We start from the raw sequence: 20,714 nt of genomic DNA, 5'->3' as shown, positions 1-20,714 counted from the left end.
CCGGAACAGGAGCTCATCCATGACCACCACGACGGACCGAGCCTCGGTCCTCCCGACCCGCCTGCTGGTCGGCGACGCGCACCTGGACTCGGCGTCCGGCGGCACCTACGAGCACGTCAACCCGGCAACGGGAGAGGTACAGGCGACCGTCCCGATGGCCGGTCCGGAGGAGATCGACCGCGCCGTCGCGGCGGCCCGGGCCGCGCTTCCCGGCTGGCGCCGGTGGAGCCCGGTCGACCGGCGGCGCGTGCTGGTCCGGTTCGCCGAGCTGATCCGGGAGCACGTCGACGAGCTGGCCACGATCGCGTCGTTGGAAATGGGCGGTCCACGGGCGTACACGCCGTACGCGGTGCAGTGGGGCGCGGACTGGGTCGAGGAGGCGGCCGGCTGGGCCGACCGTCTGACCGGGGAGACCTCTCCGCTGTCCCGGCGAGGTGTGCTGGAGTACACGGCCGTGGAACCGGTCGGCGTCGTCGCGGCGCTCGCCACGTGGAACGGTTCGACCGGCGCGTACGGGATGACCATCGGGGCGCCGCTCGCGGCCGGCTGCACGGTGGTGGCCAAGCCGTCCGAGCTGGCGCCGTTCGGGGCGATCCGCGCCACCGAGCTCGCGCTCGAGGCCGGTCTGCCGCCCGGCGTGCTCAACGTCGTCACGGCAGGAGTCGATGCGTCGCAGGCCCTGATCACCCACCCGGACATCTCCAAGATCACGTTCACCGGAAGCCCGGCGACCGGTCGTCGCATCGCGGCCGCAGCCGCCCAGCGGCTCACACCGTGCGTGCTGGAGCTGGGCGGGAAATCGGCGAGCATCGTGTTCGACGACGCCGACCTCGACCGCGCCGTCACGGCCGCGCTCGGGCTCACCGCCAACGCGGGGCAGGTGTGCACGCTCGGCTCACGGCTCCTCGTGCACACCTCGATCCGCGACCGGTTCGTCGAACGCCTGACGTCCGCACTCGGGACCGTCCGCGTCGGTGACCCCTTCGGCGACGGCGTCACGATGGGGCCGGTGATCGACCGCACCTCGCTCGACCGGGTCCTGGGGATGGTGCACCGCGCGCAGACGTACGGAGGCACCGTGCTCGCGGGCGGCGGCCGGGGCACCGGCGAGCTGGAGGGCGGATGGTTCGTCGAGCCGACCGTCGTGGCGCTGCCCGACAACACCGGCGAGCTCGCCCGCGACGAGGTGTTCGGCCCGGTCGTCGGCATCCAGACGTTCGACGACGAGGACGAGGCCGTCGCGATCGCCAACGACACCGACTACGGGCTGGCCGGCTACGTGTTCACCTCCGATCTCGCGCGCGCCCACCGCGTCGCGGCCGCGCTGGACACCGGCAACGTCGGCGTGAACGGCGGCGCCGCTCCGGCCGGTCCGCACATCGGGTTCGGCGGGCGTCGGCAGAGCGGCTACGGCAAGCAGGGCGGGCTCGGCGGTGTGCTGGAGTTCGTCGACCACAAGACGGTGCAGATCCTGCTGTGACGCAGGAGGAACGGGAGAGGCGATGAAGCCGTCCACGGGGACGAGGCTGGGCAGCACCGCGTGCGCGACCGAGGTGATCGTGGTGCGTGCGCCGTCCGACGACGTCGACCTGACGTGCGGGCACGCACCGATGGCGCCGCTACCGGCCGAGACGACGACCGCGATCGGCGAGGACGGCCCGGGATCCGAGGTCGGCAAGCGCTACGTGCACCCGGACTCCGGTATGGAGCTGTTGTGCACCAAGGCCGGCGCGGGCCGGCTGCGGATCGGTGAGGCGGAGCTGGATCTCAAGGCGGCGAAGCGGCTCCCCTCCTCGGACTGAGCGGGATCGACCGAGGGCCACCGAGGCGATCCCGATGTATGTAATCCTTGCAAGGATATAGTTGATATGTGAGACTGCCGGAGTGTGACCGCAGGCACGTCCGCGGTCCCCGGGTCGGGGCGCAACCAGCTGCACAGGAGGAGCGAGGCATGCGTTTGGCAGGCAAGGTCGCGGTCGTCACCGGCGCCGGTTCCGGTCTCGGCCGGGTGTCGTCCCGACTGTTCGCCCGTGAGGGCGCGAAGGTCGTCGTCACCGACATCTCGGAGGGCCGGGCGAAGGAGACCGTCGAGCAGATCCTCGCCGACGGCAACGAGGCGGTCGCCGTGAAGACGGACGTCACCGTCGAGGCCGAGGTCGAGAACGCGGTCCGCACCGCGGTCGACACCTACGGGCGGCTCGACGTCATGTTCGCCAATGCCGGCATCCCGGCGAAGGACTTCGGGCTCACCCCGTTCGAGGACATCTCCGAGGCCGAGTGGGACGAGACGAACGACGTCGTCCTCAAGGGCGTGTTCTTCGCGGTCAAGCACGCGGTGCGGGCCATGAAGCAGAACCCGGACGGCCCGGCAGGCGGCTCGATCATCTGCACGTCGTCGGCCGCGTCGATGGTCGGCTACCCCGGCTTCCCGCAGTACGGCGCCGCCAAGGGCGGCATCAACGCGATGGTCCGGATCTGCGCGGCCTGGGAGATCGGCCGCTACGGGATCCGGATCAACGCGATCTGCCCGACCCACGGCGGGTCCGCGAACTTCATCCTCCCCGCCGACGCGCCGGTGCTCGAGAAGTCGCACGAGGAGATGGGCGGCACCTGGGTACCGGAGCACTCCCCGATCCCGCTCAAGCTCCCGCGCGCGCCCCGGATCCTGGACAACGCCTACCCGGCCCTGTTCCTCGCCTCCGACGAGTCGATGTACATGTCCGGCGTCAGCCTGCCCACGACCGACGGCGGCACGCTCGCGACGGTCGCGATCCCGTTCGGCGACAACTGGCGGGAGAACCTCAACGACAACGCCCGCCAGGGCGACTTCAACGGCTGAGCGCCGTCCACCCCACCACCGCCCGAGAAGGACGCCTGCCATGACCGACAAGACTCTCGACGAGATCAAGGCCGAACGGCGCTGGAACTACGCGGTCTACCCGAGCGGAACGATCCAGGAGCAGCTCGACGAGCTCGCCGAGCGCCGCTCGACGTGCCCGCTCTCGTTCTCCGAGGAGGGTGGCTTCTGGCTCGCGACGACGTACGACGACATCTCGAGCGTGCTGCGGCGCAACAACCGCGGGTTCGTCAGCTTCCCGAACATCCCGGACGGCAAGGTCGCGTTCGGGCAGAAGGCCCAGATCCCGATCGAGCTCGACGGCCCGGTCCACGGTCAGTACCGCAAGATCCTCGACCCGCTGTTCTCCCCGGAGCGGGTGCGCGCGATGGAGGACCAGGTCCGCGAGGTCTCCAGCGGACTGATCGACACGTTCGTCGGCACCGGGAAGTGCGACGTCGTGCCGCAGTTCGCGTTCCCGTTGCCGGGCACCATCTTCCTGTCGGTGATGGGCTGGCCGGTCGAGGACGCCGAGACGATGAACGAGTGGGTCGAGACGTTCCTGCACGGCGTCCCGGGCGGCACCGAGGAGGAGACCCTCGCCGCCCGGATGAAGGCCAGCGAGGAGTCTCGCGCCTACATCCAGGCGATCGTCGAGGACCGCCGCGCGAATCCCCGCGACGACATCACGACGTCGATCGTGAACGCCGAGATCGACGGGAAGCCGATCCCGGACAGCGACCTCTCCGACCTGTTCGTGCTGCTGCTGATGGCCGGCCTGGACACGGTGCAGAGCGTGATCGGGCAGAGCATGGCCTACCTGGCGACCCACCAGGACAAGTGGGACGCCATGTTCGCGACGCCCGAGGCGCTGGAGCCGGCGATCGAGGAGCTGGTCCGCTGGACCTCGCCCGCCATGCCGACGCGCAACGTCGCCCGCGCGACGGCGACGGTCGGCGACCTCGAGCTGCCCGAGGGCGAGCGGGTGTTCTGCCCGCTGGCCGCGGCGAACCGGGATCCGAAGTACTTCCCGGAACCGGACGACGTCCGCTTCGACCGCGAGGCCAAGCCGCACCTGAGCTTCAGCCTCGGCGCGCACCGCTGCGTCGGCATACACCTCGCCCGCCTGGAGCTGCGCGTGGCGTTCGAGGAGCTGCGCAAGCGGATCCCGTCGTTCCGGCTGCAGGACGGCTGCACCCCGCACGACGTCATCGGGCTGACCTGGGCGATCCAGGACGTGCGGATCGAGTTCGAGCCGCAGCCCGCGAACTGACCCCGATCCCCCGCGCGGAGAGGAACCGATGACCCCGTCCACCGAGGACAGACCGTTCGGGCTGCTGCAGCTCTGGGACGCCGTCGCCGACGCCGTCGCCGAGCGAGAGTGCATCGTCCAGGGCAGTCGCAGGCTCACCTGGGCGCAGGTCCGGGACCGGACGACCCGGCTGGGCTGGTTCCTCACCGCACAGGGGTTCGGGGCGCGGCCCGGTGTCACCGAGGAGTGGCGGTCACCGAACGACCTGGTGGGCCTTCTCCTGCGCAACAGCCCCGAGTACCTCGAGGGCAGCATCGGCAGCTACCGCGCCCGGTGCGCACCGTTCAACGTCAACCACCGCTACCGGGCCGAGGAGCTGGCGCACCTGCTCGGCGACGCCCGGCCGTCGGCGATGATCCACCACCGCGGGTTCGGGCCGGTGCTCGCGGAGGCGCTCGCACTCGTACCCGATCTCGACCCGGTGCTGGTCGAGGTGGACGACGGATCCGGTGTGGACCCGATCGTCGGATCGCTGTCCTATGAGGACGCTCTCGCCGGCGCGACGCCGCCCGACGAGCCCGTCGCGCCGTCCCCGGACGACGTGCACGTGCTCTACACCGGCGGCACGACCGGCATGCCGAAGGGCGTGATCTGGCGGCTGCGCGAGCTCGCCGGGAGACCGACCGGGATCACGGTGTCCTCGTTGGACGAAGCGCGGGACGCGGCGCCGCGCCGCGCCTGGCTGCGGGCGTTCCCGGCACCACCTCTCATGCACGGCGCCGCCGCCTGGTTCTCCTACGGCGCGTGGTCACGCGGCGGAACGCTCGTGCTCGGCGAGGACGCGACGTTCGACGCCGACCGCGCGCTCGCTCTGGCCCGCGACGAGCAGGTGGCCTGGATGGCGATCGTGGGTGACCCGTTCGCCCAGCCGCTGCTACGGGCGCTGCGCGCGGGGGCCGAGCCGCCGTCGTCGCTGACGTACGTGTTCTCCAGCGGGGCGGCCCTGTCCCCGGACGCCTGGACCGAGCTGGAGCAGTACTTCCCGACGCTGAAGCTCGTCAACGCGCTCGGTTCCTCGGAGACCGGTCCGCAGGCCGTGCAGACCAGCAGCAGCCAGACCCAGTTCCGCGCCGGGCCCACCACGTACGTGGTCAGCGACGACCACGCGTCGCTGCTGTCCGCGGACAACCCGGGTGTCGGTTGGCTGTCCAACTCCGGTGACCTCCCGCGCGGCTACCTGAACGACCGGGAGCGCACGGAGGCGACGTTCCGCGTCGTCGAGGGCAGGCGGGTCTCGGTGTCCGGCGACCGCGCGGCCGTCGATCCGGACGGCGAGATCCGCTTCCTCGGCCGGGAGGCGACCGTCATCAACTCCGGCGGCGAGAAGATCTACGGCGAGGAGGTCGAGAACGTGCTGCGCGGCCTGCCCGAGATCGACGACGCGCTCGTGTTCGGCCGGCCGAGCGAGCGGTGGGGGTCCGAGGTGGTCGCGCTGCTCGTCGCGACCGGCGCCGAGCTGGACCGCGACCAGATCCGGGAACGCTGCGACGACCGGCTGGCCGGCTACAAGCTGCCGAAGGCGGTCGCCTACGTCCCGGCGATCCGCAGGCACGACAACGGCAAGGTCGACTACGAATGGGCCCGGAACACGATGGCCCCGCTCGCCGGACGGTCCTCGTGACGGCTCCCGTGGACGGCGTGCGCGTCGTCGACCTGACGACCGGCCTCGCCGGCCCGTTCGCGACCCGCCTGCTCGTCGACGCGGGCGCGGACGTCGTGAAGGTCGAGCCGCCGGCCGGTGACCCGGCCCGGACGCGCTGTGCCGCCGGGTTCGCGACGTGGAACCGCGGCAAGCGCTCGATCGCGCTCGCCCCGGGGTCGTCGGATGTGCACCGCCTTCTGGAACGCGCCGACGTGCTCGTGCACGACCTCCCCGCCGCCCGTGCCCGCTCGCTGGGACTGGACGCGGACACCCTCGCCACGACGGCGCCCGGGGTGGTCGTCGCGACCGTGCCGAGCTACCCGGCCGGGCACCCGCTGGCCGACGTCGCCGCGTCCGACGCCATGGTCCAGGCCGCCCAGGGCTTCATGGACGAACAACAGGGCCTGCGCGACGGCCCGGTCCACGTCCGCCTGCCGTTCCCCAGCTGGTGCGCCGCCTACCTGCTCGCGGCCGGCGTCGTCGCACGGCTCGTCCAGCGGGCCCGCCACGGCGTGGTGCTCCCCGTGTCCACCAGCGTGTTCCAGGGCGGGCTGGCCCCCGCAGCGTTGTACTGGCAACGCTGGGAGCGCCTGCCGACCGGTCTGACCGGCCACACGCTGCCGAAGATCTGGCCGGACGCGGCGCTGTCCATCTTCGGCTGCGCGGACGGCCGGTTCGTCCAGCTCGCCGGCGCCGTCGGCGGATGGATCGAGTCGCCGCCGGTGCTGGAGTCGCTCGCACTGTCCGACCTCGTCGAGCTGTCCGAGGTCGGCGTGACACCGGAGAACTGGTCCACATGGGACACCGTGTTCCGGTCGCGCACCAGCGACGAGTGGCTCGCTGTGCTCAGCGACGCGGACGTGCCGTGCATCGTCGTGCGCGAGCTCGGCGAGTGCTTCACCGACGAGCAGACGCTCGCGAACGACTACGTCGTCGAGGTCGACGACCCAGCCGTCGGGCCCGCGCTGCAGGCAGGACCGCCGGTGGCGACCACGCCGCCCGGCCCACCGGCCGTCGCGGCCCCGGTGCTCGGATCGACCACCGTGGACGCGGTGTGCGACGGGTGGCCGGCGCGCGCCACCGGCGCCGTGACGACCGACGGCGACGCCCTGCCTCTGGCCGGGATGCGGGTGTTGGACTTCGGGTCCGTCGTGGCCGGGCCGTTCGGCGCGCAGTGCCTCGGCGACCTCGGCGCGGACGTCGTGAAGGTCGAGCCGATCGGCGGCGACCGCGGGCGCGGGCTCACCCAGTTCGCCGGGTGTCACCGCGGGAAGCGGTCGCTGTCCATGGACCTCAAGGCACCCCAGGCGCGGGAGGCGTTGCAGCGGCTCGTCCGGTCCGCGGACGCCGTGCTGCACAACATGCGGCTCTCCGCCGCTGCCCGGCTCGGCCTGGACGGGCCCGGTCTGCGGGCGGTCAACCCCGACATCGTGTTCAGCCACGTCAGCGCGTACGGGCCGCGCGGGCCGATGGCCGGCTTCCCCGGCTACGACCCGACCGCACAGGCCATGACCGGCTGGGAGCACGCGAACGCCGGTGAGGGCAGGACGCCGGTCTGGCTGCGCAACTCCGTGTTCGACGTCCAGGCCGGTCTCGCCGGGTGCCTCGGCGCGCTGCTGGGCCTGTACCTGCGGGAGACGACCGGCGAGGCGGGCGAGGCCGGGACGTCGCTGCTCGCCGTCGGGATCAGCGCCGCGTCCGAAGTGACCGTCACGCTGCCCGACCACGCGATCACACCGCACGCGGTCCTGTCCGCGGACCAGACCGGCGTCGACGACGCGCACCGGCTCTACCGGCTCACCGACGGCTGGGTGCTGGTCGACGCCGCGGACGACGCGGAGGCCGCGGCGTTCCGCGCGCGGTTCGGTGACCGGCCCGCCGAGGCACTTCGCGACCGGACGCTCCTGACCACACTGGACGATCTGAGCACCGCGGGCGTCACCGCCACCGCCGTCGCGCTCGACCAGCTGGACGCGTTCATGGACTCCCCCATGCACCGCGAGCTCGGCCTCAGCAGGCGCCTGCGCACCCGCGGCTACGGCGCCATCGACCTGGTCGGCGGCTTCTGGAACCTCGGACGGGTTCCCGACGAGACCGTGCCCGACCTCGGAGAGCACAGCCACGAGGTGCTCACCGGGCTGGGGTACGGCGCGGCGGCCGTGGACGCGCTCGTCGACGGCGGCGTCGTCCGCGTCAGCGTTCCCGAGATGTCGGCCTGAGCGGCCGGAAAGGACTCCTCCCGTGCCGAGCCAGGACCGTCCCCGCATCGCGTTCGACCACCACACACCGGAGTTCGGTCAGGACACGGCCGCGACGACGGCGCGGTTACGCGGTTCCTGCCCGATGGGCTTCACCGACGCCCACGACGGCTACTGGGTCGCGTCCACCTACGAGCACGCCCGGCGCGTGCTGTCCGACACGGACAACTTCACGGTGGAGAAGAGCGCCGACGGGCAGCGCGGCGGCAAGCTCATACCCACCGCGCCGCACGCCCCGGCGATCCTGCCCGGCGCGCTGGACGGACCCGCGCACGACCGGCTCCGCAAGCCGCTCCGCTCGGTGTTCGCCAAGCGCAGCATCGAGCAGAACGTCGCGCCGATCGCCCGGCGGGTGGCCGACGAGCTGCTCGGGGGTCTCGTCGGCCGTGACGAGTTCGACGTCGCGCACGCGTTCAGCTTCCGGCTCACCGTCGCGACGATCTCCGAGTTCGTCGGGCTGGACGAACTCGCAGAGCCGGAGAAGTTCATCCTGATGCTCGAGGACGCGTTCGCGATCGACCCCGAGGCGGGCGGCGACCGGGACGCGCTCGCGGCGTCCACGTCGCGCCAGTTCGCCGAGGCGTCCGACCTGGTCCGCGACGTGGTGCGGCGCCGTGCCGCCGACCCGCGCGACGACCTCGTCTCGCACATGGTCGACCCGTCGTCCGGGCTGACCGAGGACGAGGTGGTGAACCTGTCGCTGTCCATGCTGCTCGGCGGCGTGCGCACGACGGCGGCGTCGATGGACAACATCGTGCTGCACCTCGGCACCCACCCCGACCTGCGCCGCAGCCTCGTCGAGGACCCGAGCCTGATCCCGGCAGCGGTCGAGGAGATGACCCGGCTGGCGTCGGTCACCCCGCTGGTCGCGCGCACCGCGGTGACCGACCAGGACTTCGGCGACGTGCACGTCGAGGCCGGGGACCGGGTGGCCGCGCTGATCTGCTCGGCCAACCGCGACGAGGACCGCTTCCCGGACGCCGAGCAGGTGCGGCTGGACCGCCGCGGCGGCCTGCACCTCGCGTTCGGTGTGGGGACCCACTACTGCCTGGGGATCTGGTTGGCGCACATGGAGCTCCGGGTCGCCGTCGAGGCGATCCTGCGCCGCATGCCGGACTACGAGGTCGTGCTCGACCGCGTCCGCCGCTACTCGCTCGTCGGCGTGAACAACGGGTTCGCCGCGCTCCCGGTCCGACCGAATGTCTGAGGCGTCCGCGCAGGTCGACCCGGCCGTCCGGAGGCGAGCCGCCCGCGCCGCATTCGTCGGCACCGTGCTGGAGTACTACGACTTCTCGCTCTACGGGTCCGCGGCCGCGACGGTCTTCGCGCAGGTGTTCTTCCCCGGCGCGTCGCCGTTCCTCGGCACGCTGCAGTCGGTCGCCACGTTCGCGGTCGCCTTCCTCGTGCGCCCGTTCGGCGGCGCCATCCTGGGCAGCATCGGTGACCGGATCGGGCGCCAACGGGTGCTGATCGGGACGATGCTGGTGATGGGGCTGGCCACGATGGCGATCGGCCTCGTCCCCGGCTACGCGACGATCGGCTGGGCGGCCCCCGTCCTGCTGGTCCTGTGCCGACTACTCCAGGGCATCGGGGCGAGCGCGGAGTTCGGCGGCGCCACGCTCGTCGCCGTCGAGTTCGCCCGGCCGGGACGACGCGGGCTGTTCGGGTCGCTCCCCGGCACCGGCGCCGGCCTCGGCGGGGTGCTCGGGACGTTGATGCTCCTGGCGGCGTCGGCAGTGTCCGGTCCGGCCTTCCTCGAATGGGGATGGCGGATCCCGTTCCTGCTCAGCGGGGTCCTGGTCGGCTACGGGATCTGGTTGCGTCTGCGGCTACCGGAGACGCCCGCGTTCCGCCGGGTCGAGGGCGCGGGCGAGACGACGCGCACGCCGCTGCGCGACCTCGTCCGGAAGCATCCCCGCGAGGTGGTGGCGATCATCGCGATCGTCACCGCCCAGACCGGCTTCGGATACTTCTACCTGGTGTTCGTCGTCTCCTACGCGAGCGGCCAGGTCGGGATGAGCCAGTCGCAGACCTTCGCGGGACTCCTCGCCGCACAGCTGTCCGGGACGCTGCTGACTCCGGTGTTCGGCGCGCTGTCCGACCGGTTCGGGCGGCCGGCCCTGATCCTGTTCGGACTGGTCGCGTCCGCCGCGATGGCGTTCCCGTTATTCGCCCTCATTCGCGCGGACTTCCCGCCGGGCCTGTGGATCGCGATGATCCTCGCCAACGGGGTGGCCGCGTCCGCGATCGTCGCCACGGCCGGCACGTTGGTCACCGAGCTCTTCGGTCCCGGCATCCGGTTCAGCGGCATGGGGCTGGCCCGCGAGACCGGCAACATGATCGGCGCCGCCGCGGTGCCGCTGCTCGCGGTCCAGCTCGCCTATCTCGACGCCGGGACCTGGCCGATGAGCGTCCTGCTGCTGGCGCTGTCGGCCGTCGGCCTGCTGGGTCTGCTCGCCGTCCGGACACGCGTACGCCGCACCGACGACGTCCCGGAGGCGGCCCGGGTCTGACCGGCGCAGCGACCTCAGGAGTCGCCGAGCGTGAACAGCCTGCGATCGTCCTGGGCGACAACGGTCCCCGCGTGTCCCACGGGATCGACGCCCGGGTCGACCAGTGTGGACAGTGTGGCCCGATCCGACTTCGAGACCCGCACCCCGGTCCGCGCGCCGTCAGGGGACCGGCCGATCACGAAGCCGCGGGCCGGGTTCCCCTCGCGGTCGAACTCGACGGTGTACGTCTCGATCTCCAGAGGACCGACGTAGCCGTCGTCGACCCGGACCGCCGGATGGTCCGACGCGTGCGCCTCCGACCAGCGGAACCCGTCCGGGTCATCGGTGTCCAGCACGACGGCAGCGTGCTTGGTCAGGTACTCGCCGTTGGCGTAGACGAGCCCGCGCCCGCCCGAGGACCGCAGCCGGCGCACGACCGCGACGAGCGCGTGCGCGGAGTAGTTGTTGTGCGCGCCGCCGAACGACGTCAGGCCACCGGTCGCGGAGAGCTCCGTGTCGCGGTCCAGCCCGAGGTGCAACGCGCCGAGCTTCGGGACGATCGGAAAACAGCTGTAGAGGTCGACGACGTCGAGCGCGCCTGCCGTCGAGCCGGACTGGGCCAGCGCGGCATCCAGGCTGCGCCCCAGGCCGGGCGAGCCACCGTAGGTGTCGCGCTCCAGGACGTCCTCGCAGTCCGCGTCCAGCGCGGCCGCGCTCAGGTACACCCACTGCTCGCGCGGAACACCCAACCGGTCGGCCGCGGCGGGGCTGGCCAGGATCACGGCGGCGGCCTGGTCGACGCGGTTGAGCGCGTTCATCCGCAGCGGGTACGGATAGCAGATCATCCGGTTGTCCGGCCCGATGTCCGAGACCTGCTCGGCCGTGACCGGGTCCCGGTTCCATGCGGCCTCGTTGCCGGCGGCCACCTCGCTGAAACCGGCGTACATCGACGCCGACCAGGACTGCGACTCGTCGAACGACTGACCGAGATCGTGGCGGAGCCGGTTCTCCCAGAGGGGGTAGACCCGGATCGGGCCGACCAGCCCGAGGTCCCACATCCGCTCGGTCCCACCGGTCGCGCGGGAGAACGTACCCGCGCCGCCGGGCGACCGGCTCCAGCCCTCGGCGCGGTCGGGCTCCTTCGCCGCGCCGAGCAACTCCAACGAGGACTGGGCCTCGCCACCGCACACCACCGCGAGCTCGGAGTCGCCGGCGGCGATCGCGGCCGCCAGCTCGGTGAGCACCGCGACCGGCTGGTGACCGCCCGCGCCGGACTCGACGGTCCGGGCCCCGGAGGCGCCGATCGCGGACGCCACCGAGCCGGACAGGTCGTCGTAGCTCCAGGAGACGACCTGGACCAGCCCGACGGTGTCCACTCCGGACAGTGCATCGGCGCCGATCCCGGCGTCCTCGGCGGCGCGCCCGACCGCGCTGCGGATCAGTTCCAGGGGCTCCCGTGCCCGGGCCGGGTCCTTCTCGCGGTTGTTGCGCAGCTGGCCGACGCCGACGACGACCACCTGGCCGCCGGAGCGCACGTCCTCGCGGTCCGTCACCGCATCTCCTCACATGTCGAGCACGAGCTTCGGGCAGGCCGCACGGGAGACGCAGACCATCATCGTCTCGTTCGCCTCCTGCTCGGCCGGTGTCAGCAGCGAGTCACGGTGCTCCGCGACGCCCTCGACGATCTCCGTCTCGCACGTTCCGCACGTGCCCTCCTCGCAGGACGACGGCAGGTCCACGCCGGCCTCGCGGGCGACGTCGAGGATCGAGCGGTCCGGCGGCACGGTCACGGTGATCCCGGACTGCACGAACTCCACGTCGAACGAGGACTCGGGATCGGGCAGGTCGAGCGTCTTCGGGGTGAACCGCTCGACGTGCAGCGCACCGTCCGGCCAGGACGCGGCCAGCTCGGTCACGGCGTCGAGCAGGGGCTCCGGACCGCACGCGTAGACGAGCGTGTCCTCGCGCGGCTCGGCGAGGATGGCGGGCAGGTCCAGCAGGCCGTGCGTGTCCTGCGGAGTGAGGGTGACCCGGTCCCCGCCGAGCACCCGGACCTCGTCGCGGAACGCCATCGACGTGACGCTGCGGCCCCCGTAGTGCAACTCCCACCGGGCGCCCGCCCGCTCCGCCCGGCCGATCATCGGAACGATCGGCGTGATGCCGATCCCGCCCGCGACGAACACGTAGCGCGCGGCGGGCTCCAGTGCGAAGTGGTTGCGCGGGCCGCGGGCGAGCACCTCCGTACCGGGGTGCAGCTTGTCGTGCACGAACCGCGACCCGCCCCGGCCGTCGGCCTCGAGCAGCACGCCCACACGCCAGGTCGACGAGTCGTCGGGATCCCCGCACAGCGAGTACTGGCGGACGAGGTCCGGGGTCAGCGCGAGGTCGACGTGCGCCCCGGGTTCCCAGCGCGGCAACGGTGAGCCGTCGGTCGCCTGAAGGTCGAGTACGGTCACGCCGTCCGCGCCGTCGGTACGCCGGGTCACCACGACCGTGACCTCGTGCTCGTCGTGCGTGCTGCGCACCACTCCACCTCCCGCACCCCGGAACCCTCGTTGACCGGCGCCGAGCGACGATCCTAACATCTACACAATCTTTGTAAACATAGCGAGGAGTAAGCATGGCCGATGCCGGTGACCTGCAGGATCGCGTCGCGTTCATCACCGGGGCCGGTCGAGGACAGGGCCGCTCGCACGCGGTCACGCTCGCGCGGGCCGGGGCGACGATCGTGGCGGTCGACGTGTGCGCGCCGATCGACACCGTCCCCTACCCGCTCGCCACCAGGGACGACCTGGCCGAGACGGCCCGCCTGGTCGAGGCCGAGGGCACGCGCTGCCTGACCCGCGTCGCCGACGTCCGGGACCGTCCGGCACTGGCGGGCGTCGTCGACGAGGCACTCGTGGAGTTCGGGCGACTCGACGTCGTCGTCGCCAACGCCGGCGTCGCACAGGGGTTTCCGGAGCAGGAGACGGCGACGATCGACCGGATCTGGGCCGACTACATCGCCATCAACCTCACCGGCGCGTGGAACACCGTCCAGGCGACGCGCGACGCGCTCGTCGACGGCGCCCGCGGCGGCTCGGTGATCATCGTCAGCTCGACGTCGGGCCTGAAGGGCATGTCGAGGGGCGACCCGCGCTCGGACGCCTACACGGCCGCGAAGCACGGGCTGGTCGGCATCATGCGTGCTTACGCCAACGAGCTCGGCCCGTACGGCGTGCGGGTCAACTCCATCCATCCGACCGCCGTTGCCACGCCGATGATCGAGAACCCGGCGATGAAGCGGTGGGTCGAGGTCAACGTCGGGCGCGTGTCGGGCGGCTTCGGCGACGCGATGCACCGCGGGCGGATCACGGTCGAGGAGGTGTCGGACACCGTGCTGTGGCTGGCCTCCGACCGGTCGCGGGCGGTCACCGGCGTCACGGTCCCGGTCGACGCAGGTTTCGCGGTCACCTGACCTCAAGTCAGTAATACTTGTAAAGATTAAAGCTGTGTGCGAGTCTGCATCGGCCGGCCCGAGCGGGCGGCGCCGGAGACGGAGGTGTGCGGGTGGACTTCACCGACTCGGAGCGCAGCGCCACGCTGCGCGAGGAGCTGCGGGCGCTGGTGCGGGAGCACGTGCCGTCGACGTTCCTGGGTGCGTTCACCCGTGACCCCCGGGACCTGGAGCTGTCGCAGGCGTTCTGCCGGGTCCTGGCCGAGAACGGCCGGCTGACCCCGGCCTGGCCGGTCGAGTACGGCGGGTCGGCGTCCACGCCGTGGGAGCAGACCGTGGTCCGCGAGGAGATGTGGGCGCACTTCGAACCCCGTGGCGCGCAGTACATGGGTGTGAACTGGGTCGGCCCGGCGATCATGAGGTTCGGCACGGACCGCCAGAAGGACGAGCACCTGAGCCGTATCGCGGCGGGCACCGTCATCTGGTGCCAGGGCTTCTCCGAGCCGGAGGCCGGATCCGACCTCGCGTCCCTGCGGACCGCCGCGGTACCCGACGGCGACGGCGGCTGGCGGATCGAGGGGCAGAAGGTGTGGACGTCGTACGCGACGATGGCCGACTGGTGCTTCCTGCTCGCCCGCACCGACCGCGACGCGCCGAAGCACAAGGGCATCACCGTGTTCCTCGTGCCGATGGACCGCCCGGGCATCAAGGTGGTGCCGATCGACGCGATGGTCGGGCCGCACCACCTCAACGAGGTGTTCTTCGAGAACGTCCCGGTCACAGCGGACGACGTGCTCGGCGAGGTCGACGCCGGCTGGTCGATCGTGCGCGAGGCGCTGGCGTTCGAGCGCGTGGGCATCGCCCGCTACGCCCGGTGCGACCGCCTGCTCAACGCCGCGCCGGCCACGCTGGGGGAGCGGTGGGGCACCCTGCCCGCCGAGCTGCGCCAACGCTGGGCCTCCGCGTTGATCCACACACGACAGGCACGCCTGCTGGCCTACCGCGTGATCGACAAGGTCGAGACCGGCGAGGTCGACCCGGCCGACACGGCGTCCTACCGGATCGCCGCGACGCAGACCGACCAGGAGGTCGCCGAGGTCCTGATGGACATCATCGAGGAGAAGGCGGTCGGCGCGTCCGGACCGGAGGAGCTGTTCGTGCGCGCGGTCGACGACCACTGGCGCTACGCCCAGGCGGCCACCGTCGCCTCCGGCAGCATCGAGGTGCAGAGGATGCTGCTCTCCCGTGCCCTGCTGAAGCCGAGGACCCTCTGATGCACACGCAGCTCAGCGACGACGCACGCGAGATGGAGCGGGTCGTCGACACCGCGCTCCGGCGGGCGGGCGGGGTCGACCTCGCTCGCGCCGCGGAGGCCACGACGGCCGTCCCGGCCGAGGTGACCGGCGCGCTCGACCAGATGGGGCTGTGGGACCTGCGCCCTCGGGAGTCCGTCGACGACGGCGAGGCGGCGGCCGCGGCCTGCCGTGCCGCCGGTCGCGTCGCGCTCCCCTACCCGGTGGCCGAACGCCTGGCCGCCGACCCGGACGCCGGTGTCGACGCCATTGCGGTGGGCTCCGGGCCCGCCACCCGGGTCAACCTCGCCGCGCTGACGCCCGAGCTGCGGTGGGCCGTGTCCGACGGCGCCGGATGGCGCCGTCCCGTCCTGTCGGCCGGTCGGCCGCTGGGCACCAAGCTGGGCCCGCTGGTCAGCGACGTCGAGCTCGGCACCGGGGAGGCCGACGACTCGACCCAGCTCGCGCTCGTGCTCCCGTGCTGGACGCTGCTGGGCATGCTGGAGACCGCGCTCGCGGCGACCCGGCAGCACATGCTCGACCGGCACCAGTTCGACCAGCCGATCGCGTCGTTCCAGGCGCTGCAGTTCCGGTTCGCCGACACCACGACCGCGTTCCAGGCGTTCGAGGAGCTGACCCGGTACACGTTGTGGGCGGTGTTGACCGGGCAGCCCGGCTCCGCCGTCGACGCGCTCGCGTGCCGGGTGTCGGCGCTGGAGACCGCGGAGGCGGTGTTCCGCACGGCTCACCAGATGCACGGTGCCATGGGCTTCTGCGACGAGGTGGACCTGAGCTGGCTGTCCCGGTTCAGCCAGCCGCTGCGCCGCCTGCCGTGGGGCCTGTCCCGGACCAGGGAGCGCCTGCTGGACACGATGGCCGACGTGCCGTTCACCGGCCTGTACGGCGACGGGCTGGTCGGGTCCGCGTCCCGCACGCTGGTCTGACCACCACATCCGTCCACATGGGAGCGCGTCACCCGTGAACCTGACCCTGCTGCTCGACATGGCCGCCGACACCGCGGGCGACCGGGTCGCCGTCGGACCGGCCGACACGGGCGCGACCTACGCCGACGTCCGCGACGCCGCCGCCGGAGTCGCCGGCGCGCTCACCCGCCGCGGAGCGCAGCGGCTCGTACTGGCCTCGCAGAACACCGACGCCATCCCCGGCCTGCTGTTCGGCGCGGCCCTGGCGGGCGTCCCGTTCACCTCGGTCAACTACCGGCTGGCCGACGACCGGCTCGTCCAGGCGATGGAGCGCTGCAGCCCCGCCGTCGTCGTCGCCGACGAGCGCACGGCCCCGCGGATCGACGGCGTGGCGGGTCTCGAGCTGCGCACGGCAACCGAGCTCGCCGCGGAGCCACCGGCGGGGGGCGCTCCGGCCGACGACGCCGACGCGGTGGCCGTCTCGCTGTTCACCAGCGGCACCAGCGGCGCGCCGAAGTCGGTCGTGCTACGCCACCGCAACCTGACCTCCTACATCCTGTCGACCACCGAGTTCCTCGACGCGGGTGAGGACGAGGCCGCCCTGGTCAGCGTCCCGCCGTACCACATCGCGGGCATCGCCTCGGTGCTGTCCAACGTGTACTCGGGCCGCCGGCTCGTCTACCTGCCGCAGTTCGACCCGCACCGGTGGGTCGAGCTCGCGCGCACCGAGGCCGTCACCCACGCCATGATCGTGCCGACCATGCTCGGCCGGATCCTGGACGTGCTGGAGGAGACCGGCACGCCCCTGCCCGCGCTGCGCCACCTGTCCTACGGCGGCGGGCGGATGCCGCTGCCGGTCGTGCGCCGGGCACTGACGCTGCTGCCGGACGTCGGGTTCGTCAACGCGTACGGTCTGACCGAGACCAGCTCCACGATCGCGCTGCTCGGGCCGGACGACCACCGCGACGCGTTCGTCAGCGACGATCCCGCTGTCGCCGCGCGGCTCGGATCGGTCGGCCGCGCCGTGCCGGGCGTCGAGCTCGAGATCCACGGCACGGACGGCCGCCCGGTCGAGTGCGGGCGGATCGGCGAGATCGTGGTGCGCGGGGACCAGATCGCCGGTGAGTACCAGGGTTCGGACGCGAAGGACGCCGACGGCTGGTTCCGCACCAACGACCGCGGATGGCTCGACGACGCCGGCTACCTGTTCGTCGACGGCCGCGCCGACGACGTGATCGTGCGCGGCGGCGAGAACCTCTCCCCTGGCGAGATCGAGGACGTGCTGGTGCAGCATCCCGACGTCGCCGAGGCCGCCGTCGTCGGCGTCCCCGACGAGGAATGGGGCGAGACCGTCGCCGCCGTCGTGGTCGCCCGGGACGGCCGCGCGGTCGACGCCGACGCCCTGCGGGCGTTCGTGAGCCGCAGCCTGCGCTCCTCGCGCGCACCGACCGTCGTCGCCGTGCGGGACGCGTTGCCCTACAACGACACCGGCAAGCTGCTGCGCCGCGAGCTGCGCGACGCGTTCGCCGTGGACGACCCGAGGACGGTGACCCGATGAGTGCGGCGACCCTGCTGCCGACGACCGCACCCGAGTCCGACGAGGAGGCGGCGGTCCGGGAGACCGTGCGCGACATCGCCGTCCGGTGCCGGGACACCCGGTCCGGGGCGGCCGACGACCACCTCGCCTGCTGGCAGGCCCTGTTCGACTCCGGCTTCACCGCGCTGCGCGACCCCGAGGACGACGGGTCGCCCGCCGCGAGCACGACGCTCACCGCCGTCGTCGTGGAGGAGCTGGCCGGCGCTGTCTGCGGCGCGCCGCTGGTCGGTGCGTTGCTCGCCGCCGAGCTGCGGCGCCTGTCCGGTGGCACCGCGCCGGACGGCCCCGCCACCGTGCTGCTGTCCCCGGACCTGTCCGGCCTCGCGGGCGGCACGGACGGCGTGGCCTGGGACGCGGCGGCACCGGTCCGGCACGCACTGGGCGTCGACGACGGCCGAGTCGTCGCGGCCGGTCTCGGACCGGTGGCCGGCACCCAGGATCTGTCCCGCCCGATCGCGCACCCGGACGGCGCCCCGCGACCGACCGGCGCCGTCCTCGACGACGACGCGCGCGGGCGGTTCGAGGATTTCGCCCGCCTGATGGTGGCGGCCGATCTGCTCGGCGCCGCGGGCTCCGTGCTCGCCGGCGCGGTCGACTACGCCGGGCAGCGCGTCCAGTTCGGCGTGCCGATCGGGTCCTTCCAGGCCGTCCAGCATCTGTGTGCGGGTGCGTACGCCCAGGTGGAGGCGCTGCGCAGTGCGGTGCTGTACGGGGCGTGGGCACTCGACACCGCCGACCAGGAGGCCACGGCCGCGGCGCTGGTGGCCAAGGCCTACGCGGCGCGTGCCGGCGTCGCCGTCGCCGAGACCGCCGTCCAGGTGTACGGCGGCGTGGCCGTGACCTGGGAGTTCACCGCGCACCGGCACCTGCGCCGGACGCTGCTCGACGCGGCCGTGTTCGGCGGTGCGGACCTGTCCGGTGAGGAGCTGCTGTCCCTCGTCGAGCGCAGCGCACAGGAGGAGCACCGTGGACTTCAGTGACAGCGACGAGCTCGCACAGTTCCGGTCGGGTCTGCGCAAGTGGCTGCGCGACAACGTCATCACCCCCGAGCCCGACGAACCGCACGCACAGTTCCTGCAGCGCTGGCACCGGGTCCTCTATGCGGGCGGCTGGGTCGGGCTGTCCTGGCCCGCCGAGTACGGCGGCCGGGGACTGAGCAACACCTACGACGTCGTCCTGAACGAGGAGATCGGCGCGCTGGGCGCCCCCGACGCGCCCCGCATCGGGTACATGGGCCGCGCGTTCCTGCAGTGGGGCACCGAGGAGCAGCGCCGCCGGTACCTCCCCGGACTGCTCAGCGGCGACGACTTCTGGTGCCAGGGCTTCAGCGAGCCCGACGCCGGGTCGGATCTGGCCAACCTGTCCACCCGGGCCGAACCGACCGGGTCCGGATACCGGATCAGCGGCCAGAAGGTCTGGACGAGCTACGCCGAGTACGCGGATCTCGCCATCCTGCTCGCCCGCACCGGGGAACCGGGCGGTCGGCACAAGGGCGTCTCCGCGTTCGTCGTGCCGATGTCCGCCGACGGGGTGTCGGTGCGGCCGATCATGGCCGCCACCGGCGAGTCCGAGTTCTGCGAGATGTTCTTCGACGACGTCGAGGTGCCGGAGGAGAACCGGATCGGCGCCGAGGGCGACGGCTGGCCGATCGCCATGATGACCGTCGCCTACGAACGCGGGGCCGCCGACGTCGGCTACCTGTCCAAGTTCGGCGCCGCGCTCGGTGAGCTCCGGACCCTGCTCGGCGACCGCCTGCACAGCGACGCGGCCGTCCGCCGCACGGTCGCCGACCTCGAGGTCCGCTACCGGGTCCTGTCCCAGCACGTCCGGCGCAGGCTGACCGAACGCGACCTCGCAGACACCGTGCCGGGGCCGGAGATGTCGGTGGACAAGCTGCTCATGACCGATGTGGACCAGGCGCTGCATCGGGCGGCCGTCGACCTCCTCGGCGCTGACGTCCTGCTGACGCCGGCCCGACCCGGCGAGGAGCCGGACGACCGCTCGGCCTGGCTGCGGCGTTACGTCTACGCGCGGGCAGCGTCGATCTACGGCGGTTCCGAGCAGATCCAGCTGGGCATCATCGCCCAGCGGGTGCTGGGTCTGCCCCGCTGACGCGGCGCGCGGCCGGGTCCCGCAGGCCGCGCACCGCCCGCTCCGAGGAGGCGTCGACGATGCGGTCGCCGAACTGCGCCAGCACGGCCCGCTGGGTCGCGCCCAGGTGCTCGCGCGCGATCCGTTCGGCGGCGCCCGCGTCACCGTCGAGGATCCCGTCCGCGATCCGCCGGTGCGCGCCGAGCGCCTTGCGCTGCAACGCCGTCGTCGGATACCGGCCCCGATCCGACGCCTCGTGGGCCCAGATCTCCTCCTGCGCGGACCAGATCGTGACCATGCTGCGCACCATGATCCGTGTCGACGCGACCGGAGTGTGCGCGACGACCAGGTCGTGGAACCGGCGGGCCCTGCGGGTGAACGCCGGGCCGTCGCCGACGGCCTCCGCCGTGCGCTCCAGGTTCGACTCGATCAGCGGTCGCAGCGCGGACCGCACCGCCTCGTCGGAGGCGCACAGCGACGAGCAGAGCGGCTCGACGAGCACGACGGACGCGGCGAGATCCGCCAGGCGGACCTGCCCGCCCTGCAACGCCATCCCCATCGCGTGCGCGATCGACCCGCCGTCGGGCATGTGGACCGCGGCGCCGCCGGCCTTGCCGCGGCGCACCGTGATCAGGCCCTCGCCCTCCAGGATGCGCAGGGCCTCGCGCAGCGGCGGGGCGCTCACCCCGAAGCGGGCGACCAGGTCCTCCTGCTTGGGCAGCTCGCCGCCGTCATGCACACCGTTCAGGATCTGCTCGCGCAGCTCGGCGGCGATCAGCTCGGCCAGGCGCGGCTGGACACGCCTCCGCCGGGGGAACACGGGTTCTGCCGCCAT

The 20,714-nt window shown here is 72.6% G+C and carries 17 protein-coding genes; 14 read left to right on the top strand and 3 right to left on the bottom strand.

Features of this window, described 5'->3' with window-relative positions:
* Positions 1–19 precede the first annotated feature (19 nt).
* The 8 genes from EV378_RS29725 (at position 20) to EV378_RS29690 (ending at position 10,561) form a co-directional block, all read left to right on the top strand.
* Positions 20–1,480, top strand: a complete 1,461-nt coding sequence (locus EV378_RS29725; protein WP_132430674.1) for an aldehyde dehydrogenase family protein — start codon at positions 20–22, stop codon at positions 1,478–1,480.
* A 22-nt stretch (positions 1,481–1,502) separates the two neighbouring features.
* Positions 1,503–1,802 (top strand): hypothetical protein, encoded by a 300-nt coding sequence (locus EV378_RS29720; RefSeq protein WP_132430673.1) that lies wholly within the window; start codon positions 1,503–1,505, stop codon positions 1,800–1,802.
* A 149-nt stretch (positions 1,803–1,951) separates the two neighbouring features.
* Complete coding sequence (locus EV378_RS29715; protein ID WP_132430672.1) at positions 1,952–2,839, top strand: SDR family NAD(P)-dependent oxidoreductase; 888 nt, start codon at positions 1,952–1,954, stop codon at positions 2,837–2,839.
* Positions 2,840–2,879: 40 nt separating this feature from the next.
* Positions 2,880–4,109, top strand: coding sequence for a cytochrome P450 (locus EV378_RS29710; RefSeq protein WP_132430671.1), 1,230 nt, complete (start codon positions 2,880–2,882; stop codon positions 4,107–4,109).
* A gap of 28 nt (positions 4,110–4,137) precedes the next feature.
* Entirely contained in the window at positions 4,138–5,769 is a 1,632-nt protein-coding gene (locus EV378_RS29705) for an AMP-binding protein (RefSeq protein ID WP_132430670.1), read from the top strand.
* Positions 5,766–8,009 carry a CoA transferase gene (locus tag EV378_RS29700; protein ID WP_165922546.1) on the top strand — a complete coding sequence of 748 codons (2,244 nt, stop codon included), beginning with the start codon at positions 5,766–5,768 and terminating at the stop codon, positions 8,007–8,009. Before EV378_RS29705 ends, EV378_RS29700 begins: the two co-directional genes overlap by 4 nt.
* 22 nt (positions 8,010–8,031) lie before the next feature.
* The gene (locus tag EV378_RS29695; protein ID WP_132430668.1) at positions 8,032–9,255 is read left to right on the top strand and encodes a cytochrome P450; all 1,224 of its coding nucleotides are present in this window, start codon (positions 8,032–8,034) and stop codon (positions 9,253–9,255) included.
* Complete coding sequence (locus tag EV378_RS29690; RefSeq protein ID WP_132430667.1) at positions 9,248–10,561, top strand: MFS transporter; 1,314 nt, start codon at positions 9,248–9,250, stop codon at positions 10,559–10,561. The genes EV378_RS29695 and EV378_RS29690 overlap by 8 nt, the downstream gene beginning before the upstream one ends.
* 14 nt (positions 10,562–10,575) lie before the next feature.
* Here EV378_RS29690 and EV378_RS29685 read toward each other — a convergent pair whose 3' ends face one another.
* Both EV378_RS29685 and EV378_RS29680 read right to left on the bottom strand, forming a co-directional pair.
* Positions 10,576–12,093 carry a hypothetical protein gene (locus EV378_RS29685; RefSeq protein WP_132430666.1) on the bottom strand — a complete coding sequence of 506 codons (1,518 nt, stop codon included), beginning with the start codon at positions 12,091–12,093 and terminating at the stop codon, positions 10,576–10,578.
* Positions 12,094–12,102: 9 nt separating this feature from the next.
* The gene (locus EV378_RS29680; protein ID WP_243653828.1) at positions 12,103–13,065 is read right to left on the bottom strand and encodes a PDR/VanB family oxidoreductase; all 963 of its coding nucleotides are present in this window, start codon (positions 13,063–13,065) and stop codon (positions 12,103–12,105) included.
* Between the two features lie 95 nt (positions 13,066–13,160).
* Here EV378_RS29680 and EV378_RS29675 point away from each other — a divergent pair, with 95 nt between their 5' ends.
* The 6 genes from EV378_RS29675 (at position 13,161) to EV378_RS29650 (ending at position 19,900) form a co-directional block, all read left to right on the top strand.
* Positions 13,161–13,997 (top strand): mycofactocin-coupled SDR family oxidoreductase, encoded by an 837-nt coding sequence (locus EV378_RS29675; protein WP_132430664.1) that lies wholly within the window; start codon positions 13,161–13,163, stop codon positions 13,995–13,997.
* 92 nt (positions 13,998–14,089) lie between these two features.
* A complete protein-coding gene (locus EV378_RS29670) occupies positions 14,090–15,250 on the top strand; it encodes an acyl-CoA dehydrogenase family protein (RefSeq protein WP_132430663.1) in 1,161 nt (386 codons plus the stop codon).
* The gene (locus EV378_RS29665) at positions 15,250–16,212 is read left to right on the top strand and encodes an acyl-CoA dehydrogenase family protein (protein WP_132430662.1); all 963 of its coding nucleotides are present in this window, start codon (positions 15,250–15,252) and stop codon (positions 16,210–16,212) included. Before EV378_RS29670 ends, EV378_RS29665 begins: the two co-directional genes overlap by 1 nt.
* A 34-nt stretch (positions 16,213–16,246) precedes the next feature.
* Positions 16,247–17,749 carry a class I adenylate-forming enzyme family protein gene (locus EV378_RS29660; protein WP_132430661.1) on the top strand — a complete coding sequence of 501 codons (1,503 nt, stop codon included), beginning with the start codon at positions 16,247–16,249 and terminating at the stop codon, positions 17,747–17,749.
* Positions 17,746–18,768, top strand: coding sequence for an acyl-CoA dehydrogenase family protein (locus EV378_RS29655; protein WP_132430660.1), 1,023 nt, complete (start codon positions 17,746–17,748; stop codon positions 18,766–18,768). The genes EV378_RS29660 and EV378_RS29655 overlap by 4 nt, the downstream gene beginning before the upstream one ends.
* Positions 18,755–19,900, top strand: coding sequence for an acyl-CoA dehydrogenase family protein (locus tag EV378_RS29650; RefSeq protein WP_132430659.1), 1,146 nt, complete (start codon positions 18,755–18,757; stop codon positions 19,898–19,900). The genes EV378_RS29655 and EV378_RS29650 overlap by 14 nt, the downstream gene beginning before the upstream one ends.
* Here EV378_RS29650 and EV378_RS29645 read toward each other — a convergent pair.
* Positions 19,866–20,714 carry a FadR/GntR family transcriptional regulator gene (locus EV378_RS29645; RefSeq protein WP_132430658.1) on the bottom strand — a complete coding sequence of 283 codons (849 nt, stop codon included), beginning with the start codon at positions 20,712–20,714 and terminating at the stop codon, positions 19,866–19,868. The two genes, EV378_RS29650 and EV378_RS29645, sit on opposite strands and share 35 nt — an antisense overlap.

This window comes from Pseudonocardia endophytica (genome assembly GCF_004339565.1).
Taxonomy (GTDB): Bacteria; Actinomycetota; Actinomycetes; order Mycobacteriales; family Pseudonocardiaceae; genus Pseudonocardia; species Pseudonocardia endophytica.
This window is presented reverse-complemented; position numbering and strand designations above follow the sequence as displayed.